Raw genomic sequence first — 21,376 nt, 5'->3', positions numbered from 1 at the left:
CGCCCAGCCTCGGCAGTTGACCCCGCCAAGTCAAGGCGTGGAGAAGAACCGATTGAAACAGTCTGCAACAAGAGCCGCACCGGGCTCATCGTTCAGGTGCAAATGATGGCCCCCCGGCAGCGTGGTCACCGTAAAGGGTAGCTGAGAAAGCAATTCGGAATGTTTCGCCAACATGCCGTCAGCCGCGACCACCAACTGTGCAGGACAAGCCACACGTTGCACGAAAGCCATCGCCTGCTCATTGGTCAGTCGTATCGGCGAAGCCAGGGTCAATCGGCTGTCGGTGCGCCAGGTGTAGCCGCCCGGCACGGGCATCAAACCGCGCTGGGCCAGCCATTCGGCGGCCTCGCGACTGACTGCGACCAAACCTTTCATCCGCGCTTCAACCGCCCGGTCCAGGGTGCTGTAGACCGGCTTGCGCTTGCCCTGCAGGTTCAATTGCGCCTGCAACGCCATGCCCAATCGCTCCGCCGCGTTCTCACCGGTGGCGGTCGGCGGGATCACGCCGTCGATCAACCCCAGGTGCGTCACCCGCTCCGGCAAGGCGCCTGCGAGCACCAAGGAGACGATGGCGCCGAGGGAATGGCCAAGTAATGCAAAACGTTTCCAACCCAGCTGTTCGGCGACTTGCAGCACGTCAAACACGTAATCCCACAAGGCATAACCGGCCCCCGCAGGACGGTGCGCCGAATGACCGTGCCCCGCCATATCCAGCGCGACGATGCGCAAGCCCTGCAGTTTCGGCGCCAGCCGCGCAAAGCTGTTGGCGTTGTCCAGCCAGCCATGCAGGGCGATCACCGGCAGACCGTCTTCGGGCCCGAACAGATGCGCCGCCAACTCAATATGCGGCAAGCTGAGGCGAACCTCTTCGACCGGCGTACTCATGCGCAACTGCGCTCACGGGCTTCCCAGCGGGAGAACAGGTTCTTGATCAAGGCTGCGGTGTCCTGCGGCCGCTCCAGGGGAAACATGTGCCCGCCGGGCATGGTGAGCATTTCGCCCATGGGCAGGCGGTCAACCCCACTGGCATGGTGACGCATCACGACCCGGCTCTGGCGTCCACGCACCACCGCCAGCGGCACCTTCAACTGGCGCACCTGGCCCGGGCTGGTGTGGGGCACGCCTCGATAAATGCTGATTTCGGTGGCGGGGTCGAAGCGCAGGCGCAGGCGATCGCCCACCTGTTGCAGGCCATGTTGCAGGTAGGCATCAAAACAGTCAGGGTCGAACCCGCGAAACAGGGTTTTACCGGCGAAGTAGTTGCGCGCGGCGTCCAGGTCGCTGAACTCTTCACGCCGGCCCAGGGTGCGCCCGGCCGGGGTCAGGCGATCGATGAACCCCAAGCGCTTGGCGGCGCGGATCACCCAGCGGTCGGCACGCGTCAGCACCGGCGAATCCAGCATCACCACACCGCGATACAACTGCGGGCAACGCATGGCCGCGTGCAGGTGCAACACCCCACCGAGGGAGTGCCCGACACCCCACACCGGCTGCGGTTGCTGCTCCAAGTGGTGGATCAACTCGTCCACCAGGTTGCGCCAGTTGTCATCCACTGGAAATCGCGGGTCGTGGCCGTGCTGCGGCAAGTGAGCCACCGTATATTCCGGGGCCAGGGCGGCAAACAACTTGCCGTAGGTGGCCGAAGGAAAACCATTGGCGTGGGCAAAAAACACGTGCTGCGACATACCGGACTCATCTACAGAAACAGAAGTGGATTGTCACCAGCCCCAAGCCGTACAGCAATGACTGTAACTGCCAGGAATGATGACACTCACGCCATGTCTATCGCACCGGCGGGTTCTCGCCCAGCGGCACCACGGCCATGGTCAGGCGCGAGACGCAATTGGTCTTGCCGTCATCGGCCGTCAGGCGGATGTCCCACACCTGGGTCGTACGGCCGATATGGATGGCTCGCGCCACCGCCGTCACTCGCCCGCTGCGCACGCCGCGCAAGTGGTTGGCATTGATCTCAAGGCCCACGCAATAGAATTTGCTCGGATCGATGCACAGGTAGGCCGCCATGGAGCCGATACTCTCCGCCAGCACCACCGACGCGCCGCCGTGCAGCAGGCCGTACGGCTGATGGGTGCGATGGTCGACCACCATGCTGGCGGTGAGTGACTCGTCGTCGAAGCTTTCGAAACGAATATCCAGCAACTCACCGATGGTGTTTTTCTGCAGGCTGTTGAGTTGCTCGATATTGGGTTGGGTGCGCCACAAGCTCATAGCAGTGTCCTTATTGATTTTATTACGCCCCTAATCCTGCCACAGAATCGATTCGCCGCGCTCGCTCCAAGCATGCAATTGAGCACCATAGGTCGATTCGATCACACTGCGCTTGATCTTCAGGGTCGGGGTCAGGAAACCGTTTTCGACGGCCCAGTTGTCTTTGACCACCACCAGTTGGCGCAGACGCTCAGGCTTGTCCAGGGCCTGGTTGACCTGTTCCAACCAGCGTTCCAGGCTATCGCGCAGGGCCTGACGCTCCTCGCCCGCCGCCGCGAGTACGCATAAACCTATCGGCGCGCTCAGCCCTTCGCCGACCACGCACACCTGCTCGATGCGTGGATGTTCGGCCAGGCGGTTTTCAATCGGTGCCGGGGCCACATATTTACCCTTGCTGGTCTTGAAGATCTCCTTGAGCCGCCCGGTCAGGCGCAAGCGGCCGGCCGCGTCCTGCTCACCCTTGTCGCCGGTGCGCAGAAAACCGTCATTGGTGAGGGTCTCGGCGGTTTTCTGCGCGTCCTTGAAGTAGCCGAGCATGGTCGCGCCGCTGCGCACCTGCACTTCGCCCAACGGGTCGATGCGCACTTCCACCCCAGGGCATGGCAGGCCGATCCAGCCCAGTGTCTGTTGCCCGGGGCGGCATACGTGGGAATAGCCACAGCTTTCCGTCATGCCGTACACCTCGAGCACATCCAGCCCCAGCCGCTGATACCAACGCAGCAGCGCCTCAGGCACCGGCGCCGCACCGGATAGCGCAATACGCAGGGCGTCCAGGCCCAGACCCGACAGCACCTTGCGGCCTACAAATGGCCCGATGAAAGGCAGGCGCAACAGCCGGTCCAGACGCTTTTGTGAAACCTTGCCATACACCCCCATCTGGAGCTTGGTCCAGATCCTCGGCACTCCGAACAGCGCTGTCGGCCGGGCCCGGCGCAGGTCGGTCAGAAAGGTCTCGAGGCTTTCAGCGAAAAATACCGTTTGCCCGGTATAAATTGACGCGAGTTCGACGAACATGCGCTCCGCCACGTGGCACAACGGCAGGTACGACAGCAGCCGGTCGTCCTCCCCCAGGCCAAACAACTCGGTGCCACGGGTGGCGGCGAAGCCCAAGGCGCCGAAGGTTTGCATCACACCCTTGGGCAAGCCGGTGGTGCCGGAGGTATAAATGATCGTGGCCAAGCGGGTGGCGTCGGATTCGGGGTTATCTTGAATGGGTGAACAGGCCAGCAGATCGGCCCAAGTGAAATCGAAGTCGCCGGCCGGGGCCAGCGGCAGATGGACAGTCGACAAACCGGCCGGGATACCGGGCGCCATGGCCGGCCAGTCGTCCAACTTGCCGATCAACACCAATGCCGCCTCGGAATGGGTCAGCACATGGGCCACGGAGTCGGCCGTCAGGTTCGGGTACAACGGCACCGAGACATGCCCGGCCATCCAGATCGCCAGGTCGGCGATGATCCAGTGCGCACAGTTTTTCGAGATCAGGGCAATGTGCGAGCCTTGCGGCAACGCCCGAGCACGCAGCCAGTGTGCGGCGCACCGGGCCTGATGGCCGACGTCGCCCCAGGTCAGGGTTTGCACCTCGCCCCCGCCGATGGGCTGCACGAGAAAGGGTTTGCGCGGATGCCGCGCTTCACGTTCGAAGAAGACCTGCAACGGCAAACGAAAAGCGACTGGCATGGGACGCGCTCCTTTGTGTGACCGGATGATAGCCAACCAAGCACTTGCTTGGTTGACTATATAGCACACACAGCAGCGATCACTTTTCCTACGGGTTCTTCACACTGACCAGGTTCATCAGCCCCGCCAGCGGAAAATCACCTTCCAGCTCCGCCAGGCTGGCGGTATGCATCGGTTGCGGTTGGCGCTGATGACCATGCTGCAGGAAGCTGATCAGGCAGCCCACCAAAGGCTGGTGACTGACCAGCAGCACATTGTCATCGGTGTCGAGCTTTTCCAGCACCCGCAGCGGGTTGCCTTCGGGTGTCAGCCACGGCACCGTACGGATATCGGGCGTGAAACCCAGCGCCTCGCGAACCAGCTGCGCGGTCTGCTGCGCCCGCACATATGGGCTGGCGATGATCGCGCCGAGGGGCTGGCCGATCAGGTGCGCAGCACTGCGCAACACTTCGGCGCGGCCATGTTCGGTCAGGTTGCGCTCGGCGTCGGTGGGCGCATAGCCTTCGGCTTCACCGTGCCGCAAGATCCACAGTTTCACAGTTTTGGCTCTTCATCACGTACCGGATGCGGTGCCGGCGGCACGCTGTGGGCGGCTTCGCCTTCCGGTGCACGCGGCGTCGGCCAATCGGCGAATGGCCAAGGCTTTTGCTCAGTGTGGAAGCTGCCGAAACGGCCGATCTGCGCCAGGAACTGGCTGAGGCTGTCACCGAAGTTCATCAGGCCCAGGTTCGGCGCGGCGTAGACCAGGCGATAGATCAGTTGCACCAGCACCAGCGCGCCGAGCAGGAACTGCGCCACTTGCCACACCAGGGCAAATACCAGCATCCACACAATACGCAGGACGATGGATTCGTACTTGGGCGCTGCTTTCGGATCGTTCATGACGCGTTCCTCAGTTGAAACCACTGGTGGAAATAAAGTCGACATCGGTTTTCGGCTCAGCCCGCATCAGCAACTCGATGACCTGGTTCAAGGTGCGCCCTTCAAACAGGATCGCGTGCAGCCCAGCGACCAACGGCATGTACACACCGACTTCCTGGGCCTTGGCCTTCAACACTTTGAGGGTGTTGACGCCCTCGGCCACTTCCCCCAGGCGCGTAACGGCGTCGTCCAGGCTCAAACCCTGGCCCAAGGCAAAACCGACTTGATAGTTGCGGCTCTTGGGCGACGAACAGGTGACGATCAAATCCCCGACCCCGGCCAGGCCCAGGAATGTCATCGGGTTGGCGCCCTGGTTCACCGCAAAGCGGGTCATCTCGGCCAGGGCACGGGTAATCAGCATGCTCTTGGTGTTCTCGCCCATGCCCAGGGCCACCGCCATGCCGGCGATGATCGCGTAAACGTTTTTGAGCGCACCGCCCAGCTCAACACCAAAACGATCGCCACTGGCGTAAACACGGAACGTACGGCCATGCAGGACCGCCTGCACGCGCTCGCACAGCGCTTCATCTTCACTGGCCACCACGGTGGCCGTCAGCGCGTGCTCGGCGACTTCCCGCGCCAGGTTCGGCCCGGAGAGCACGCCGATACGTGCCTGGGGCGCAATCTCTTCGAGGATTTCGCTCATCAGCTTGAACGTGTGCGCCTCGATACCCTTGGTCAAGCTGACCAGCAGCTTGCCTGCCAGGCGTTCGGCGTGGGGCGCCAGCACCGAGCGCAAGGCGCTGGACGGCAATGCGACGAAGCACAGGTCGCAGTCAGTGAGGGTCTCCAGCAGGTCCGTGACCGGTTCCACCGCCGGATGAATCTTGATGCCTTTAAGGTAACGGGGGTTTTCCCGATGCACGCGGATGGCCTCGGCCTGCTCGGGATCGCGCATCCACTGGCGCACCGCGTGGCCGTTCTCAGCCAGCAGGTTAGCCACGGCGGTACCAAAACTTCCGCCTCCCAGGACCGCAATAGGGCGCTGTTCAGTCATATGCAATCCGTTAATCCATACCAGTGGCGATAGCGGCATTATACGGGGCGACCCGCTTGCGGCCAGCCCCCGCATCAATTCCCATGCTTGTCGGAAAATGCCACATATACGTGAAGTAATTGCAAGTTCGACGACTGGCAAATGGCCCCACCTCAGTTAACATGGGCGGCTATTCGTCATTATCAAGGCCGCGCCGTGTATCTGGGCCCTCCTCCTCGCTCATCGCTGTTGTTGATGCTGTTGTGCAGCGCCCCCGCGCTGGCCGACGATCTGTTCCTGGACGGCCAGCCGCTGCCGCAGGTATTGACCGCCACACGCCTCAAGCAATCCGCTGCCGCCGTACCCGGCAGCATGACGGTGATCGACAGCGAGTTGATCAAGGCCAGCGGCGCACGGGACATCGCCGAATTGCTGCGCCTGGTGCCCGGGATGATGGTCGGCTACACCACCGGCAACCAGGCGGCGGTGAACTATCACGGCACCAGTGCCAGCGATGCACGGCGCATGCAGGTGTTGATCGACGGGCGCTCGGTGTACCGCGCCGGCCTGGCCACCGTGGACTGGAGCGATATTCCGGTGGCCATGGAAGACATCGAGCGCATCGAGGTGTTCCGCGGCCCCAACACCGTCAGCTATGGCGCCAATGCACTGATGGCGGTGGTCAACATCCTCACGCGGTCACCGGCCAACAGCCATGGTTCACGGGTCAAAGTCATCCGTGGCGCACGCGGGATCAACGATTTCTACGCCAGCCAGGGCGCGGGATGGGAGACCGGCGACCTGCGCCTGTCGCTGTCCGGGCAACAGGATGATGGGTTTGACAGCGATGCCGCCGGCGCCGATCGCCGTGACGGCCGGCGCCTCAGTCGCTTCAGCCTGGCCGTGAGCCAGAGCCTGAACGCGCAGCAGAGCATCGACTGGCAATTGAACGCCAAGGAAGGGTCCAACCAGCGTCCTTATACCTACAGCCCGGTATTTGCCGGGATTACCGAAGGCGGTACGAACTCCGACGTTACCGCCAAGGACTATGCCACCTCTCTGCGCTGGAACATCGATATCAACCCCGAGCACAGCTTGTATGTTCAAGGCTCGGCCCAGCAATGGGACCGCCAGCAGGTCTGGAAAGCCTGTGATGCCAAGGTCTCATTCAGCCCGGAGCTGACCCGCCTCTGGCAAATCAACCCCAACTATGCCGAGTTGCTGGCCCGGCACATGAACGCCTACACCCCGGAAAACCTGCCGCCCGGCAGCGACGCCGAACAGGCCCTGGCCAAGCAGGTCTTGCAGCAATGGGGTAGCGGCGGCAAAGACCCGGTCTGCGGCGATATCGATCAAAGTACTCGAGAAAGCCGTTACGACCTGGAGATCCAGGACACCCTCAGCCTGTCCGATAGCCTGCGCCTGGTCAGCGGTATGAACTACCGCTACGACCGCGCCGACTCCGACACCTATTTCAATGGCACCCTGGACGACACCACCTGGCGCCTGTTCGGCCATCTGGAGTGGCGCGCCAGCGAACACTGGCTGGTGCAGGGTGGGGCGATGTACGAAGACACCCACTTGAGCGGCAACTCGCTGACGCCACGAATAGCAGTCAACTACCTGATCAACCCGCGCCATGGCTTGCGAGCGGTGTATTCCGAAGCGATCCGCTCACCGGACATGTTCGAGAACAACGTCAACTGGAGCTACCGCGTCACCAACCTCAGCTCCCCGGCCTACGGGCAGAATTCGGGGCAATATTTTGTGGTGACGCGCGGCCCTGGCAACCTCGATAAAGAGTTGATGCGCTCGCGAGAGCTGGGCTACAACGGCTTCTTTGCCGACCTCGGGCTGAATGTCGACGTGAAACTGTTCTACGACGAAATCACTGACATGATCAGCTCACCGCTGCGCAACAACCAATACATTGCCAGCAACGCCAACAGCTCACGGTTCACCGGTGCCGAGTCACAGTTCGATTGGCGCATGAGCAACGCCGACCGCCTGCGGCTCACCTATGCTTATGTCGATGCCAGCGCCAGCAACCCGTTGGACAAGGCACAAACCGCACGTAACAGCGGCTCGGCCGGCTGGCTGCGTGAATGGGGCCACGGCTGGTCCAGTGCGCTGTTCTACTATGGCGACGACGCACTCAACCAATATCGCTTCGAACGGGTCGACCTGCGGGTGGCCAAGCGCATTGCCCTGGGCAAAGCCAACGTGGAGCTGGCCGGCATGCTGCAACAACGCCTGGATAACCAGCCCACCACCTGGGCCGATAACAACTACGACAGTCGTCATGTCCTCTACTTCAGCGCGGAGCTGGAATTCTGACATGGCCGATCAGTCACGGATGACCGCCTTCTTCTCAAGGCTGTGGCGGCGCGGCCTGCTGCTGGTGTGCCTGCTGTTGACGACGCAGGCCAGGAGCGCCGACATCCTGCTCACCGCCGCCGAAGACGGTGCCGGCGTGCAAGCGTTCGCCCAGGCCCTGGCCCGGCAACGCCCCGAAGACCACGTGACCTTCACCCCGCTCAAAAACATGCCGACACCGAACCAGTTGCCCGCCGCCACTCGCCTGATCCTGCTCGACCTGCCCGGCCTCGACTGGCGCCTGCAGGACTCCCAGGGCCCACCCACCCTGGTGCTGCGTATCAGCCGCCTGCAAGCCCGGCAGCGCCTGGGCACCACGCACCCGGCCAAAATCAGCCTGTTGTGGAGCGACCCACCCTTGGAGCGCCAGTTGCACCTGATCGCGCAGATTTTGCCTCAGGCCCGCCGCATCGGCGTGCTCTACGGCACCGACAGTGAGTTCCTGCTACCCGAATTGACCCGATACGCAGCGCCCATAGGCCTGGAAATCGTGCCGCAGCGCTGGGACAACATCAATGACAGCCGGCCACTGCAAAACCTGTTCAAGAACAGCGATGTCCTGCTGGGGCTCGACGACCCGCAACTGTACAACCCGAAAACCGTGAAGAACCTGTTGCTCAGCAGCTACGCCCAACAATTGCCGCTGGTGGGGCCCAACGCCGGCTTCGTCAAGGCCGGCAGCCTGGCCAGCACCTACAGCGACCAGACCGACTGGCTCGATGTGCTCGACCGGCTGCTGGACCATTCACCGGCCAACTGGCCACGCTCGTTGTACCCGGAACACTTCAAAGTCGTGGGCAACCCGCAAGTCGCGCGCTCACTGGGCATCGAACAGGTTGACGAATCCGACGTCGCCGCCCGATTGGCCGAAGGAGAAAAACGCCCATGACCTTGCGTCGTCGTTGGGATATCAACACCCGCACCCAGCTCATCACCCTGGGCCCGGCCTTGTTGCTGACCTTGCTGTTGATCAGTTTCTTTACCTTCGTGCGTATCCAGGACCTGCGCCAGGAACTGGACCATACCGGCCAGCTGATCGCCAACCAGCTCGCACCGGCGACCGAGTACGGGGTGATTTCCGGCAACAATGACGTGCTCGAGAGCCTGCTGCGCGCCACCTTGGCCACGCCCCACGTGCGCTTCCTGGAAATCCAGGACAGCGCCGAAAACATTCTGGTGTACGTTGAGCAACCGACCGAAAAACACGACCGCTCACTGTCGGTGAAGGTGTTCCAGGCGCCGATCCGCCTGCAGCATATCCAGCTGGGCACGGACTTTTTCCAGGACAACCTCAACGAACCCAAGGCGCCACGGGCGGATTACCTTGGCCGGGTGATCGTCGGCATGTCCAACGATGCCTTCAGCCAGCGCCAGCAGGAGATCCTGTTCAAGGCCGGCATCCTCGCCCTCTTCGCCCTGCTGTTTACCTTCCTGCTCGCGCGCCGCCTGGCCGCCAGCCTGTCGCAGCCGATCAGCGCGATGGGCCACGCGGTCAAAGCCATCCAGCAAGGCGACTACAAGACGCCCCTGCCGATTGTCGATGATTCCGAGCTGGGCGACCTGTCACGCCATATCAACAACCTCGCCGAAGGCCTCAACCAGGCCAGCCGCGAACAAGAACAAGCGATGGCGCAGTTGATCCAGACCCGCGAAGAGGCCGAACGCGCGAACAACGCCAAGTCGGACTTCCTGGCGATGATGAGCCACGAATTGCGCACCCCCATGAACGGTGTGCTGGGCATGCTGCAACTGCTGGAAACCACCGAAATGACCGAGGAGCAGACCGAGTATGCGGCGCTGGCCTCCGAGTCCACCGAACATCTGCTCAAGGTCATCAACGACATCCTCGACTTCTCGCGCATCGAACGCGCCGCGCTGGAGCTGGAACATATCTCGTTCAACCTGGCGGACTTGATCAGCAGCTGCGCCCAAGCTTTCCAGCACAGCGCCCAGCAACGCGGCCTGGCCCTGGAACTGCCCATTCCCCTGGGCATGGACTCACTGCAGGTGCGGGGTGACCCGACGCGTATCCGGCAAATTCTGGTGAACCTGATCGGCAACGCGCTGAAATTCACCGAACACGGCACCGTGACCGTCGAGCCGCATTGGCAAACCCTTGATCATGAACTGGTGTGGTTCACCTGCACCGTGCGCGACAGCGGTATCGGGATCTCCCCCGAACGCCTGGAAATGATGTTCAACGCATTCCAGCAAGCCGACAGTTCCATTTCAAGACGTTACGGCGGCACCGGCCTTGGGCTGCCCATCGCCCGCACGCTGGCCGAACGCATGGGGGGCACCTTGCGCGCCCAAAGCGAGGAAGGCCGAGGCTCGGTGTTTACCCTGGAAATTCCATTGGCCATCGATCAGAAAAGCCTGCCGGCGCTAGCCCCCGACGCCGACGGCAAAGCCAGCGCCGGTGATGGACGACACGTACTGCTGGTGGAAGACAACCCGGTCAATCGTACCGTGGTCGAAGCCATGCTGCGCAGCCTGGGTTTTGAAGTGAGCCTGGCCACCGACGGCGCCGAGGCGATCCGCAGTGCCGAGAGCCTGATTTTCACCGCCATCCTGATGGACTGCCGCCTGCCACTGATCGACGGTTACGAAGCGACCCGACAAATCCGCCAGTTGCCCGGCTGCGCCGACTTGCCGATCATCGCCCTGACGGCCAATGCCTTGCAGGGTGACCGCGAAGCCTGCCTGGCAGCTGGAATGAACGATTACCTGGCCAAGCCATTCAAACGCACGGATTTGCAGCAAATCCTGCAACGCTGGGTGCAATAGCGCCGCGCCATCAGCCAACTGCGACTGGCGTGAAACACGAAAGTGCGGCAGTCTTAGGCACCCAAACGGGCTGATAAACAGGCCCGGTTTAAAATTTCAGTGAACAAGTGTACATTGAGTGCCTTGACGCTGTGACTTTCACTACAACGCAATAGTCTATGTGTAGGCTGCCGCTATGAGGCATGAACGCTTCATTCGGTTCGGGAAGATTGACCCTACCCTGCCGCATGGGATTATTGAGGAGCTCGCATGACCAAACAAAACGCCTTTACCCGGGAAGATCTGCTGCGCTGCAGTCGCGGTGAGCTGTTCGGCCCAGGTAACGCGCAACTGCCCGCCCCGAACATGCTGATGGTGGATCGCATCACCCATATCAGCGAAGAAGGCGGCAAGTACGGCAAAGGTGAATTGGTCGCCGAGCTGGATATCACCCCGGACCTCTGGTTCTTCGCCTGCCACTTCGAAGGTGACCCGGTCATGCCAGGCTGCCTGGGCCTCGACGCCATGTGGCAACTGGTCGGTTTTTACCTTGGCTGGCAAGGCCTGCCAGGTCGCGGTCGCGCCCTGGGTTCGGGCGAAGTGAAATTCTTTGGCCAGGTCCTGCCGACCGCCAAGAAAGTCACCTACAACATTCAAATCAAGCGCGTCCTCAAGGGCAAGCTGAACCTGGCCATCGCCGACGGTTCGGTGACTGTCGACGGTCGCGAGATCTATACTGCCGAAGGCCTTCGGGTCGGCGTATTCACTTCCACTGACAACTTTTAAGGGTTATCCGCATGCGCCGCGTCGTTATCACTGGTCTGGGCATTGTTTCTTGCCTGGGCAATGACAAAGAGACCGTCACCGCTAACCTGCGTGCAAGTCGCCCTGGCATCCGCTTCAACCCGGAGTATGCCGAAATGGGTCTGCGTAGCCAGGTTTCCGGCTCCATCGACCTGCCCCTCGAAGAACTGATCGATCGCAAGATCTATCGCTTCGTCGGCCACGCTGCCGCCTACGCCTACCTGGCCATGAAAGACGCGATCGCCGACTCCGGCCTGAGCGAAGACCAGGTGTCCAACGTACGTACCGGCCTGATCGCCGGCTCCGGCGGCGCATCGACCCTGAACCAGATGGAAGCGCTGGATATCCTGCGCGAAAAAGGCGTCAAGCGTGTTGGCCCTTACCGTGTCACGCGGACCATGGGCAGCACCGTTTCCGCCTGCCTGGCCACGCCGTTCCAGATCAAGGGCGTGAACTATTCGATCTCCTCCGCCTGTGCCACCAGTGCTCATTGCATCGGTACTGCCGTTGAGCAGATCCAGCTGGGCAAACAGGACATCGTGTTCGCCGGCGGCGGTGAAGAAGAACATTGGAGCCAGTCATTCCTGTTCGACGCCATGGGCGCACTGTCCACCCAGTACAACGAAACCCCGGAAAAAGCCTCCCGCGCCTATGACGCCAAGCGTGACGGTTTCGTCATCGCCGGCGGTGGCGGCATGGTGGTGGTCGAGGAGCTGGAACACGCTCTGGCCCGTGGTGCGAAGATCTACGCGGAAATCGTCGGTTACGGCGCCACTTCCGACGGCTACGACATGGTTGCCCCAAGCGGTGAAGGCGCCATCCGTTGCATGCAGATGGCCATGTCCACCGTTGATACCCCAATCGACTACCTGAACACCCACGGCACTTCGACTCCGGTCGGCGACGCCAAGGAAATGGAAGGCGTACGTGCGGTATTCGGCGACAAGGCTCCGGCCATCAGCTCCACCAAGAGTCTGTCAGGTCACTCCCTGGGCGCCGCCGGCGTTCACGAGGCGATCTACTGCCTGCTGATGATGGAAGGCAACTTCATGGCCGGTTCGGCCAACATCGACGAGATCGACCCGGTCGTCGCCGATATGCCGATCCTGACCAAGACCGTTGAAAACGCCAAGATCGACACCGTGATGAGCAACAGCTTCGGCTTCGGTGGCACCAACGCCACCCTGGTACTGAAACGCTGGCAGGGCCAGTAAGCCCCGCAGGTTGATCACCTGAAAAGCCCCGACTGGTTCGGGGCTTTTTTATGCGCTACGGGCGCTGGGTGACTCGGCATCCAACACGGATGACAGCGCCAGCACACCAAAACCCAGCCGCCACGAAAAAACCTGGAACACTCAAGTGCCAGGATGTTCTATAACTGCATGCCCTTCATCCTGCGACCCTGTGAGGTTTGCCATGCCCGTTATCGTAAACACACTGAACACCGACAACTTCCGTCATAGCCTCAACATCGACAACCACGAGCTATTTACCGACTTGCCCAAAAGCCTGGGCGGCGACGATTCGGCGCCCTCACCCCATGATTATTTCGACGCAGCCCTGGCCTCGTGCAAAGCCCTGACCCTCAAGCTTTACGCGCAGAAAAAAGGCATCCCGCTCACCGGCGTCACCGTGGAAGTCACCCACGACGCCAGTGAAGAGCAAAAGGGCAAATACCAGCTCAACGTCAAACTCACGCTCAAGGGCGTACTCACCGACGCGCAACGCGAGGAGCTGCACCGAGTGGCCGATCGTTGCCCGGTACACAAGCTGATGACCACCGCCGAGATCAGCATTGACACCCGCCTATCGGAAGGCGCCTTCAGCCAATAGCACCAACTTCCCGTCGAGCGGGTTATGCTCAGCATCATCCAACCCGCTCAGACTGGGATGCACCATGACCCGCCTCACCGTGATCCACCCTCGCCCCGAAGATGTCGAAGGCCAACCCATCCTGCGTCCACTGCCATCGCGCGAATGCCGCAGCGTCGGGCCTTTTGTATTTTTCGACCATATGCTGCTCACACGCTATGCGCCGGGCAGCGGCATGAATATCCGCCAACACCCGCATATCGGGCTGTCGACCCTCACCTACCTGTTTGAAGGCACCTTGCAGCACAAGGACAGCCTGGGCTCGGATCAAGTGGTACAGGCCGGCGATGTCAGCTGGATGACCGCCGGCAGCGCAATCGCCCACGTCGAGCGTACGCCCGAGGCAATCAAGGCCAGCGGGTTCAGCCTGCATGGCCTGCAAGTGTGGCTGGCCTCGCCCAAGGACCACGAGACCGGGCCAGGGCATTACAGCCATCACCCGGCCGCGAGCCTGCCGTTGAGCGATAACCTCGGCGTCCAGATCCGCCTGATCGCCGGCAGCGGTTTCTGTCTCGACTCGCCGGTTCCTGTCTTGTCGCCAACCCTGTATGCCGAAGTACGGATGCAGACGGCCACCACCCTGCTGGTCCCGGATGAACACGAAGAACGGGCGGTGTATGTGCTGGAAGGCGATGCGAAGCTCGACGACGAACCGCTGGAAGTGCACAGCCTGGTGGTGTTGCCGAGCGGTCAGCAGATGACATTGTCTGCCGAAACCGATTGCCATTTGGTGGTGTTTGGCGGCGCGCCGCTGGATGGACCGCGACGGATCAATTGGAATTTTGTGGCGAGTGATCCTTTGAGGATCGAACAGGCTCGACAGCGCTGGGCGGCCGGGGATTGGCCGACGGTGCCAGGGGAGTCGGAGAGAATTGAATTGCCTGTAAGGTAGGCATCGGGGGCGGTGCGATGGCTCGATTTACCCCCGACGAGGTCGGAACAACCCAGCAGCTTTACCGCTGGAACACTTCGTCCAGCAAGTTATGCATCGACTGGAAAGCCCGGGCAGCGGTCTTCACGTCGTACATCATCTTGCCCGGTACATTGGCGTGAGGGTCGGTGAAAGAATGCACCGCGCCGCCGTAGCTCAACAGCTGCCAATCCACGCCGGCCGCGTTCATTTCATCTTCGAACGCGAGTAGCTGCTCTTTCGGCACCAATGGGTCAGATGCACCGTGCAACACCAATACCGAGCCCTTGATGTTCTTCGCATCCGCTGGGTTCGGCGTATCGAGGGTGCCGTGGAACGACACGGCCGCCTTCAAAGGCGCACCCGTGCGGGCCAGCTCCAGGGAGCAGCAACCACCGAAGCAGAAGCCGAAAGTCGCCAGTTTCGACGTATCCACCGCGGCTTCGGTCTGCCCTTTCAGTTGCTCAAGGGCCGCCTGCATGCGCTTGTTCAGCAGCGGGCGATCATTTTTCAAAGGCATCATCGCCGCGCCGGCCTCATCGCCGTTCGAGGGGCGCACGCCTTGGCCATACAGGTCGGCAACCAGCACCACGTAGCCCTGGCCGGCCACACGCTTGGCGATTTCTTCGGCACCCGCACTCACCCCCATCCAGTTCGGCGCCATCAGCAGGCCCGGCAACGGCCCCTTATGGCTGGCATCGAATGCCAGGCGGCTTTCATAAGACTGGCCATCAATCTGATAGACCACGGAACGCACAGTGACTTGGCTCATCATTTACTCCAGTTTGAGGTGCAGTAGAACGAAAAAACCCGCCGAAGCGGGTTTTTCTACCACGGTGTTAAACCGACAGTTCAACCAGCAGCTTGTTCAGTCGACGGACATAGGCCGCCGGGTCTTTCAAGCTGTCGCCAGCCGCCAGGGCCGCCTGATCGAAGAGGATGTGCGACAAGTCGCCAAAGCGCTCTTCGCTCTGCTCGCCGTCGAGTTTCTCGATCAGCGGGTGAGCCGGGTTGAATTCGAAGATCGGCTTGGAATCCGGAACCTTCTGGCCGCTGGCCTCGAGGATCTGACGCATCTGCAGGCCCAGGTCCTGCTCGCCGATGGCCAGAATCGCCGGGGAGTCGGTCAGACGATGGGAAACCCGTACTTCGCTGACGGTATCGCCCAGGGCAGCCTTGATCCGCTCAACCAGCCCTTCCTTGGCCTTGGCGACTTCCTCGGCCTCTTTCTTCTCTTCTTCGGAGTCCAGGTTACCCAGGTCCAGGTCACCACGAGCGACGTCGACGAAGGTCTTGCCGTCGAACTCGCTGAGGTAGCTCATCAGCCACTCATCGATACGGTCGGTCAGCAGCAACACTTCGATGCCTTTCTTGCGGAAGACTTCCAGGTGCGGGCTGTTCTTGACCTGGGCGTAGGTTTCGCCGGTCAGGTAGTAGATCTTGTCCTGGCCTTCCTTGGCGCGTGCCAGGTACTCGGCCAGGGACACCACCTGCTCGCCGTCTTCACCCTGGGTGGAGGCAAAGCGCAGCAGACCGGCGATTTTTTCCTTGTTGGCGAAATCTTCAGCCGGGCCTTCTTTCATGACCTGGCCGAAATTTTTCCAGAAACCTTTGTATTGCTCAGGCTCGTTCTTCGCCAGTTTTTCCAGCATGTCGAGGACACGCTTGGTCAGCGCCGACTTCATGGAGTCGATGATCGGGTCTTTCTGCAGGATTTCCCGCGACACGTTCAGTGACAGGTCGTTGGAATCGACCACGCCTTTGATGAAGCGCAGGTACAGCGGCAGGAAGGACTCCGCCTGATCCATGACGAACACGCGCTGCACGTAGAGCTTGAGGCCTTTAGGCGCTTCACGCTGGTACAGGTCGAACGGAGCCCGGGCCGGCACGTAGAGCAACGAGCTGTATTCCAGCTTGCCTTCGACCTTGTTGTGGCTCCAGCTCAGCGGGTTCTCGTAATCGTGGGCGATGTGCTTGTAGAACTCCTGATATTCCTCGTCCTTCACTTCGGTGCGAGGACGAGTCCACAGGGCGCTGGCACGGTTGACCACTTCCCATTCCTGGGCAGGCTTCTCTTCACCTTCGACAGCCGCTTGTTCTTTCGGCAACTCGATCGGCAGAGCGATGTGGTCGGAGTACTTCTTGATGATGTTGCGCAGACGGTAGCCGTCAGCGAACTCGTCTTCACCCGACTTGAGGTGCAAGACAATGCGGGTGCCGCGATCCGCTTTATCGATAGTGGCGATTTCAAACTCGCCTTCGCCTTTGGAAGCCCAGTGCACGCCTTCGCTCGCATCGAGACCGGCGCGACGGCTGAACACTTCAACCTTGTCGGCGACGATGAAAGCCGAGTAGAAGCCCACGCCGAACTGACCGATCAGGTGCGAATCCTTCTTCTGGTCGCCCGACAGGTTCTTCATGAAGTCGGCAGTACCGGATTTGGCGATGGTACCCAGGTGGGTGATCGCATCGTCACGGCTCATGCCGATACCGTTGTCTTCGAGGGTGACGGTCTTGGCGTCCTTGTCGAAGCTCACACGGATTTTCAGTTCGGCGCCACCTTCCATCAATTCAGGCTTGGACAGGGCTTCGAAACGTAATTTGTCGACAGCGTCAGAGGCGTTCGAGATCAATTCGCGAAGGAAGATTTCCTTGTTGGAATACAGCGAATGGATCATGAGGTGCAGCAGTTGCTTCACCTCGGTCTGGAAGCCCAGGGTTTCCTTTTGAGTTTCCACACTCATGGTCATCAAACTCCAATTGGATGGCAGTGGCCGCGCCCTTGAGGGTTGGCGGCGGGTTGTCATCAAAGTTGGGGGCTAAGACCAGGATTTCAAGAGCGCTCCACCTCCTCGATCTTGAAATGTGCCCGAGCGGTGGCAATCGGCTCCGCCGCTGTGCTTTGCCAGGCCGTGACCGCCACATTCGCCACCCGCCGGCCCTGGCGCCATACCTGGCATTTGGCGTAAGTGTCGCGAAACTGGCCGGCGCGCAGGTAATCCAGGGAAAAGTCGATGATCTTCGGCACACCGGGCGCGCCCGTGAACACCAACAGATGCAAGGCCGCCGACAGCTCCATGAAGCCGGCAATCACCCCGCCGTGCAGCGCCGGCAATATCGGGTTACCAATGTTGTCCTGGCTGGCCGGCAGGCGAAACAGCAACTCGTCGCCCAACCGCGTGCATTCGATGCCGATCAACTTGGCATAGGGGATCAGGTCGAGCAACGCCGTGTAATCACCTCGCGCATGGGCCTGTTCGATACGCGTCTTGAATCGGTGTGTCATGCCTGCTCTCCCTTGATCGCGCTGCCCAGCCCTTGCGTGCCCTTGAGGCGTTTGCCCATGCGCATGAAGGTGCCGACCACATGGGCGATCGGCTGCTGCGGGTCATCCTGATACGCGAAGCCACGGGTAAAAATCACGTCGGTCGTCACCCGGTAGCATTGGGCAAAGCCATACACCGGTTTATGCGGTTCGGCGGGATGCATGTAGTCAACGCGCAGATCCAGCGTCGGGCACACCTCGAATTCGGGCAATACGCACAGCGTGGCCATGCCGCAGGCGGTGTCCATCAGGGATGTGAGCGCGCCGCCGTGTATCACGCCCGTGCGCGGATCGCCGACGATATGTGAGCCGTAGGGCAATATCAGGGTCATGCCCTCCTCACTGGCGGCATGCACGCTTACACCGAGCACTTGGCAATGGCGCAGCGCTGAAATAAAGCGGGTAGCGCGTGCCAACAAAGGGTTTTCGGTCATTGGTTTCAGACTCTTATTAGTGTGGAAACGGCGGATGAAGCTCTGCGGTGAAAGTTCCTTGCAGGAAAAGCTTTATATATCTGTAGGATAAAAGGAACTAATGGTGGCCCCTTAGGCTCGAAAGGCCAGTAGATATCTTCAATAAGGAGAAACACCCCATGCGCAAGACTTTAGCTATTTCCATGATGTTGGCTGCTGCCCTCGGCCTCGCTGCCTGCGACAAGAAATCCGAAGACAAAGCCCAAGATGCTGCAGCCCATTCTGAGCAAGCTCAGAAAGACATGGCTAAAGCACAGGATAAAGTGAACGACGCCGCGAAAGAAAACGCCGAAGCCGCCAAAGCTCAGGCTGAATCGAACGCCGCCGCTGCAAAAGAAGCCGCACCTGCTGCACCTGCTGCACCTGCCACCCCTGCAGAACCTGCCAAGCAGTAATCGCCGGGTTTGAATTAGCAGCGCTGCAAAAAGAAGGCCCGCTTATAGCGGGCTTTACTTTGTCTGCTGTTTTTTCTGCCGACACGAAGTGGGCGTCGCGGTGACCGACTAAGACACCGCCTCTTTAGGCACTTCAGGCGTCGGCGTATAAACCATCACCTGCAATACGTCTGAGTGAAATTCCCGGCGGTACAACACCAGCACAACCCCGCTGCTCATCAACATGAACAACCAGGGGCTGACAAACCAGGCGAGCATGGTCATGCCGAAGTAATAAGAGCGCAGGCCGAAGTTGAACTGGTTGGCGGCCATGGAAATAACCCTTGCCGCTCGCAAAGCAAATGCCTTGCGCTCCTGCTCCGACACATCGCGCTCACCGATCATCGGCGCCGACCCGACCAATACCGCCGCAAAGTTGTATTGACGCATGCACCAGCTGAAGGTGAAGAACGCGTAGACAAACACCAGCGCCAGGCACAACAGCTTGATTTCCGACATGCCCTGGGAGGCCTGCTGCACCATGGGAATGTCCGCCAGCAGCGACACCGCACGCTCCGAGGCGCCCAGCACGGTGAGAATCCCGGCGAGAATGATCAGGGTACTGGAGGCAAAGAACGAAGCGTTGCGCTCCAGGTTGCCGATCACGCTGGCATCGGCAATACGGTTGTCCCGCAGCAGCATGCGGCGCATCCAGTCTTCACGATACAGATGCAGCACGCTGGCCAGACACGCAGTGTCGCGGGCTTTCCAAGTGGCGTATCGGGTGTAGCCGCCCCAGCACAGGATGAACCAGAGGGCAGCCAGCAAGTGAATCTGATTGTTTTCGACGAACGACATGCGGGTCCTATTACACAAGAAAAAGTGATGAGCCCGGACACTGGGTGGACGCAAGCCGCCCAAGACTGACCGAGTTTCAACTTTAGAAGGTGCTGCCTCACAAGTATAAAAAATGCCCCGTATCGATTGATACGGGGCATTTCAGTGCAGCACGAAACCCGTGGATCAGGCGATGGCTTCGCTGCGCTTGCCGAGCATACGGTCAATCACCACAGCCACGGCGAGGATCATCACCGACGGCACCAGCCAGGCCAGGCCTTGCTCACTCAGCGGCAGGTGTGCCAGCTGGGCAGGCAGCCAATCCGCCAGGCCTGCGCCTTTAAGCGCATCGATGCAGCCAAAGATGAAGGACACCAGCATCACCGGCCCGACAATACGCCCCTGCTCCTGCCAGAAGCCTTTACAGAAGCTCAATGCCACCAGCACGATACACGGCGGGTAGATCGCGGTGAGTACGGGGATCGAGAATGCAATCAGCTTGGTCAGGCCCAGGTTCGATACGAACAGCGAGAACAGCGCCAGGATCACGACCAGCGTCTTGTAGGACAACGGCAGGACTTTGCTGAAGTACTCGGCGCAGGCACAGGTCAGGCCCACGGCCGTGACCAGGCACGCCAGGGAAATCAGCACGGCAAGGAAGCCACTGCCCAGGGAGCCGAAGGTGTATTGCACGTAAGCGTGCAGGACCGCCGCACCGTTGCTCGCACCGGCGGCGATGGCATGGCTGCCCGAACCCAGGCGGAACAGGCTGATGTACACCAGCGCCAGGCCCACGCCGGCAATCAGCCCGGCAATGATCGCGTAACGGGTGATCAACTGCGGCGACTCCACGCCACGGGAGCGGATGGCATTGACGATGACAATCCCGAACACCAGCGCACCCAGGGTATCCATGGTCAGGTAACCATTGATAAAGCCTTGGGAGAACGGAGCGGCGACGTATTCCGGGGTAGCGACGCCCACATCCCCTGCCGGCAAGGCAAACGCGGCGATGCCAAGGATGGCCAGCGCGATGATCTTCAGCGGGGCCAGGAAACGCCCCACGGTGTCCAGCAGTCGACCTGGGTACAGGGAAACGAAGAACACCACCAGGAAATACACCGAGCTGTAGAGAAACAACGCCAGCGGGCTTTCGCCGGTCAGCGGCGCCAGGCCCACCTCGAACGAAACGGTCGCGGTACGCGGGGTAGCGAACAGCGGCCCTACCGCCAGATACGCCGCCGCCGCAAGCAAGCCACCGGCGATCTTGCCGATCGGGCTGCTCAACGCGTCCATACCACCGCCAACCTTGGCCAGGGCGATGACGGTAACCACCGGCAGACCCACAGCGGTAACCAGGAAGCCCAGCGCCGCCATCCAGACACTCGGCCCGGACTGCAGACCGACGATAGGCGGGAAGATGATGTTGCCGGCGCCCACGAACAGGGCAAAGGTCATAAAGCCCAGCGCCAGGATGTCCTGGCTTTTCAACACTTTCATTTGAGGAAATACCACACTGCTGAATCGGAATTTAGAGAGGGCTTCCCTATGGATGAGGGAAATGCTGCCGGCCCTTATGGGAGCCGACCGGTCTAGCGCGCAGCGTCCTTTTGGGATGCGGGCGCATAAAGAGGCGGCTAGCGTACAGAATTAACCTGACAAACGCACTGTTGCGGGGCGTACTGTCCGATAAGCGACATTCAAATGTCGCGTTTTCATACTTAATTGGAAACATGCACAAAAAATGTGGGAGCGGGCTTGCTCGCGAATACGGTATGCCAGTCACCGAATGCATAGACTGATCCACCGCTTTCGCGAGCAAGCCCGCTCCCACAC

21 protein-coding genes are annotated in these 21,376 nt (G+C 60.8%); 8 read left to right on the top strand and 13 right to left on the bottom strand.

What is annotated here, in order from left to right; genetic code table 11:
- Window positions 1-30: 30 nt before the first annotated feature.
- From C9383_RS06390 to C9383_RS06360, 7 genes are all read right to left on the bottom strand, one after another.
- A complete protein-coding gene (locus C9383_RS06390; protein WP_090365938.1) occupies window positions 31-885 on the bottom strand; it encodes an alpha/beta hydrolase in 855 nt (284 codons plus the stop codon).
- On the bottom strand, window positions 882-1,685 hold the full coding sequence (locus tag C9383_RS06385) for an alpha/beta fold hydrolase (protein WP_090365940.1): 804 nt from the start codon (window positions 1,683-1,685) through the stop codon (window positions 882-884). Before C9383_RS06385 ends, C9383_RS06390 begins: the two co-directional genes overlap by 4 nt.
- Before the next feature lie 97 nt (window positions 1,686-1,782).
- Complete coding sequence (locus C9383_RS06380) at window positions 1,783-2,226, bottom strand: hotdog fold thioesterase (RefSeq protein ID WP_060754500.1); 444 nt, start codon at window positions 2,224-2,226, stop codon at window positions 1,783-1,785.
- 30 nt (window positions 2,227-2,256) lie between these two features.
- A complete protein-coding gene (locus tag C9383_RS06375; protein ID WP_090365941.1) occupies window positions 2,257-3,906 on the bottom strand; it encodes an AMP-binding protein in 1,650 nt (549 codons plus the stop codon).
- Window positions 3,907-3,994: 88 nt separating this feature from the next.
- A complete protein-coding gene (gene sixA, locus C9383_RS06370; protein WP_090365943.1) occupies window positions 3,995-4,444 on the bottom strand; it encodes a phosphohistidine phosphatase SixA in 450 nt (149 codons plus the stop codon).
- Entirely contained in the window at window positions 4,441-4,788 is a 348-nt protein-coding gene (locus C9383_RS06365; RefSeq protein ID WP_090365945.1) for a DUF4389 domain-containing protein, read from the bottom strand. The genes sixA and C9383_RS06365 overlap by 4 nt, the downstream gene beginning before the upstream one ends.
- A 10-nt stretch (window positions 4,789-4,798) precedes the next feature.
- Window positions 4,799-5,824, bottom strand: coding sequence for an NAD(P)H-dependent glycerol-3-phosphate dehydrogenase (locus tag C9383_RS06360; protein ID WP_090365947.1), 1,026 nt, complete (start codon window positions 5,822-5,824; stop codon window positions 4,799-4,801).
- 195 nt (window positions 5,825-6,019) lie between these two features.
- On the opposite strand from C9383_RS06360, the gene C9383_RS06355 reads away from it, so the two are divergent.
- The 7 genes from C9383_RS06355 to C9383_RS06325 all read left to right on the top strand — a co-directional run bounded on the left by C9383_RS06355 (window position 6,020) and on the right by C9383_RS06325 (window position 14,513).
- Window positions 6,020-8,140, top strand: coding sequence for a TonB-dependent receptor plug domain-containing protein (locus C9383_RS06355; RefSeq protein WP_327194339.1), 2,121 nt, complete (start codon window positions 6,020-6,022; stop codon window positions 8,138-8,140).
- Window position 8,141: 1 nt separating this feature from the next.
- Window positions 8,142-9,068 (top strand): ABC transporter substrate-binding protein, encoded by a 927-nt coding sequence (locus tag C9383_RS06350; protein WP_090365948.1) that lies wholly within the window; start codon window positions 8,142-8,144, stop codon window positions 9,066-9,068.
- Window positions 9,065-10,966 carry an ATP-binding protein gene (locus C9383_RS06345; protein ID WP_090365949.1) on the top strand — a complete coding sequence of 634 codons (1,902 nt, stop codon included), beginning with the start codon at window positions 9,065-9,067 and terminating at the stop codon, window positions 10,964-10,966. Before C9383_RS06350 ends, C9383_RS06345 begins: the two co-directional genes overlap by 4 nt.
- 249 nt (window positions 10,967-11,215) lie before the next feature.
- A complete protein-coding gene (fabA, locus tag C9383_RS06340; RefSeq protein WP_003210552.1) occupies window positions 11,216-11,731 on the top strand; it encodes a 3-hydroxyacyl-[acyl-carrier-protein] dehydratase FabA in 516 nt (171 codons plus the stop codon).
- 11 nt (window positions 11,732-11,742) lie between these two features.
- Window positions 11,743-12,963 carry a beta-ketoacyl-ACP synthase I gene (fabB, locus tag C9383_RS06335; protein ID WP_016979549.1) on the top strand — a complete coding sequence of 407 codons (1,221 nt, stop codon included), beginning with the start codon at window positions 11,743-11,745 and terminating at the stop codon, window positions 12,961-12,963.
- Between the two features lie 202 nt (window positions 12,964-13,165).
- Window positions 13,166-13,582, top strand: a complete 417-nt coding sequence (locus C9383_RS06330) for an OsmC family protein (protein WP_090365950.1) — start codon at window positions 13,166-13,168, stop codon at window positions 13,580-13,582.
- 64 nt (window positions 13,583-13,646) lie between these two features.
- Window positions 13,647-14,513, top strand: a complete 867-nt coding sequence (locus tag C9383_RS06325; protein WP_090365952.1) for a pirin family protein — start codon at window positions 13,647-13,649, stop codon at window positions 14,511-14,513.
- A gap of 61 nt (window positions 14,514-14,574) precedes the next feature.
- Here the strand turns inward: C9383_RS06325 and C9383_RS06320 are convergent, their stop codons facing one another.
- From C9383_RS06320 to C9383_RS06305, 4 genes are all read right to left on the bottom strand, one after another.
- Window positions 14,575-15,303: a dienelactone hydrolase family protein gene (locus tag C9383_RS06320; RefSeq protein ID WP_090365953.1), complete on the bottom strand. Its 729-nt coding sequence runs from the start codon at window positions 15,301-15,303 to the stop codon at window positions 14,575-14,577.
- 67 nt (window positions 15,304-15,370) lie between these two features.
- Window positions 15,371-17,275, bottom strand: a complete 1,905-nt coding sequence (gene htpG, locus C9383_RS06315) for a molecular chaperone HtpG (RefSeq protein WP_060754543.1) — start codon at window positions 17,273-17,275, stop codon at window positions 15,371-15,373.
- An 89-nt stretch (window positions 17,276-17,364) separates the two neighbouring features.
- Complete coding sequence (locus C9383_RS06310) at window positions 17,365-17,817, bottom strand: PaaI family thioesterase (RefSeq protein WP_090365954.1); 453 nt, start codon at window positions 17,815-17,817, stop codon at window positions 17,365-17,367.
- Window positions 17,814-18,290, bottom strand: a complete 477-nt coding sequence (locus C9383_RS06305) for a PaaI family thioesterase (RefSeq protein ID WP_060754512.1) — start codon at window positions 18,288-18,290, stop codon at window positions 17,814-17,816. The genes C9383_RS06310 and C9383_RS06305 overlap by 4 nt, the downstream gene beginning before the upstream one ends.
- A 158-nt stretch (window positions 18,291-18,448) precedes the next feature.
- Between C9383_RS06305 and C9383_RS06300 the strand changes: the two genes are divergently transcribed.
- Complete coding sequence (locus C9383_RS06300) at window positions 18,449-18,724, top strand: hypothetical protein (protein WP_090365956.1); 276 nt, start codon at window positions 18,449-18,451, stop codon at window positions 18,722-18,724.
- Between the two features lie 108 nt (window positions 18,725-18,832).
- Here C9383_RS06300 and C9383_RS06295 read toward each other — a convergent pair whose 3' ends face one another.
- On the bottom strand, window positions 18,833-19,561 hold the full coding sequence (locus C9383_RS06295; RefSeq protein ID WP_060754514.1) for a DUF599 domain-containing protein: 729 nt from the start codon (window positions 19,559-19,561) through the stop codon (window positions 18,833-18,835).
- A 165-nt stretch (window positions 19,562-19,726) separates the two neighbouring features.
- The gene (brnQ, locus tag C9383_RS06290) at window positions 19,727-21,040 is read right to left on the bottom strand and encodes a branched-chain amino acid transport system II carrier protein (protein WP_060754515.1); all 1,314 of its coding nucleotides are present in this window, start codon (window positions 21,038-21,040) and stop codon (window positions 19,727-19,729) included.
- Window positions 21,041-21,376 lie beyond the last annotated feature (336 nt).

Source organism: Pseudomonas palleroniana (assembly GCF_003031675.1).
In the GTDB taxonomy this organism is placed as follows: domain Bacteria; phylum Pseudomonadota; class Gammaproteobacteria; order Pseudomonadales; family Pseudomonadaceae; genus Aquipseudomonas; species Aquipseudomonas palleroniana.
This window is presented reverse-complemented; position numbering and strand designations above follow the sequence as displayed.

Bases quoted from the DNA above. Each gene is read 5' to 3' on its own strand.
- C9383_RS06345 (WP_090365949.1), top strand. From the start codon at position 9,065: ATGACCTTGCGTCGTCGTTGGGATATCAACACCCGCACCCAGCTCATC.
- C9383_RS06350 (WP_090365948.1), top strand. From the start codon at position 8,142: ATGGCCGATCAGTCACGGATGACCGCCTTCTTCTCAAGGCTGTGGCGG.
- fabB (WP_016979549.1), top strand. From the start codon at position 11,743: ATGCGCCGCGTCGTTATCACTGGTCTGGGCATTGTTTCTTGCCTGGGC.
- htpG (WP_060754543.1), bottom strand. From the start codon at position 17,275: ATGAGTGTGGAAACTCAAAAGGAAACCCTGGGCTTCCAGACCGAGGTG.
- C9383_RS06310 (WP_090365954.1), bottom strand. From the start codon at position 17,817: ATGACACACCGATTCAAGACGCGTATCGAACAGGCCCATGCGCGAGGT.
- brnQ (WP_060754515.1), bottom strand. From the start codon at position 21,040: ATGAAAGTGTTGAAAAGCCAGGACATCCTGGCGCTGGGCTTTATGACC.
- C9383_RS06360 (WP_090365947.1), bottom strand. From the start codon at position 5,824: ATGACTGAACAGCGCCCTATTGCGGTCCTGGGAGGCGGAAGTTTTGGT.
- C9383_RS06375 (WP_090365941.1), bottom strand. From the start codon at position 3,906: ATGCCAGTCGCTTTTCGTTTGCCGTTGCAGGTCTTCTTCGAACGTGAA.
- C9383_RS06385 (WP_090365940.1), bottom strand. From the start codon at position 1,685: ATGTCGCAGCACGTGTTTTTTGCCCACGCCAATGGTTTTCCTTCGGCC.
- C9383_RS06295 (WP_060754514.1), bottom strand. From the start codon at position 19,561: ATGTCGTTCGTCGAAAACAATCAGATTCACTTGCTGGCTGCCCTCTGG.
- C9383_RS06330 (WP_090365950.1), top strand. From the start codon at position 13,166: ATGCCCGTTATCGTAAACACACTGAACACCGACAACTTCCGTCATAGC.
- C9383_RS06365 (WP_090365945.1), bottom strand. From the start codon at position 4,788: ATGAACGATCCGAAAGCAGCGCCCAAGTACGAATCCATCGTCCTGCGT.
- C9383_RS06305 (WP_060754512.1), bottom strand. From the start codon at position 18,290: ATGACCGAAAACCCTTTGTTGGCACGCGCTACCCGCTTTATTTCAGCG.
- C9383_RS06380 (WP_060754500.1), bottom strand. From the start codon at position 2,226: ATGAGCTTGTGGCGCACCCAACCCAATATCGAGCAACTCAACAGCCTG.
- C9383_RS06325 (WP_090365952.1), top strand. From the start codon at position 13,647: ATGACCCGCCTCACCGTGATCCACCCTCGCCCCGAAGATGTCGAAGGC.
- C9383_RS06300 (WP_090365956.1), top strand. From the start codon at position 18,449: ATGCGCAAGACTTTAGCTATTTCCATGATGTTGGCTGCTGCCCTCGGC.
- fabA (WP_003210552.1), top strand. From the start codon at position 11,216: ATGACCAAACAAAACGCCTTTACCCGGGAAGATCTGCTGCGCTGCAGT.
- C9383_RS06390 (WP_090365938.1), bottom strand. From the start codon at position 885: ATGAGTACGCCGGTCGAAGAGGTTCGCCTCAGCTTGCCGCATATTGAG.
- C9383_RS06320 (WP_090365953.1), bottom strand. From the start codon at position 15,303: ATGAGCCAAGTCACTGTGCGTTCCGTGGTCTATCAGATTGATGGCCAG.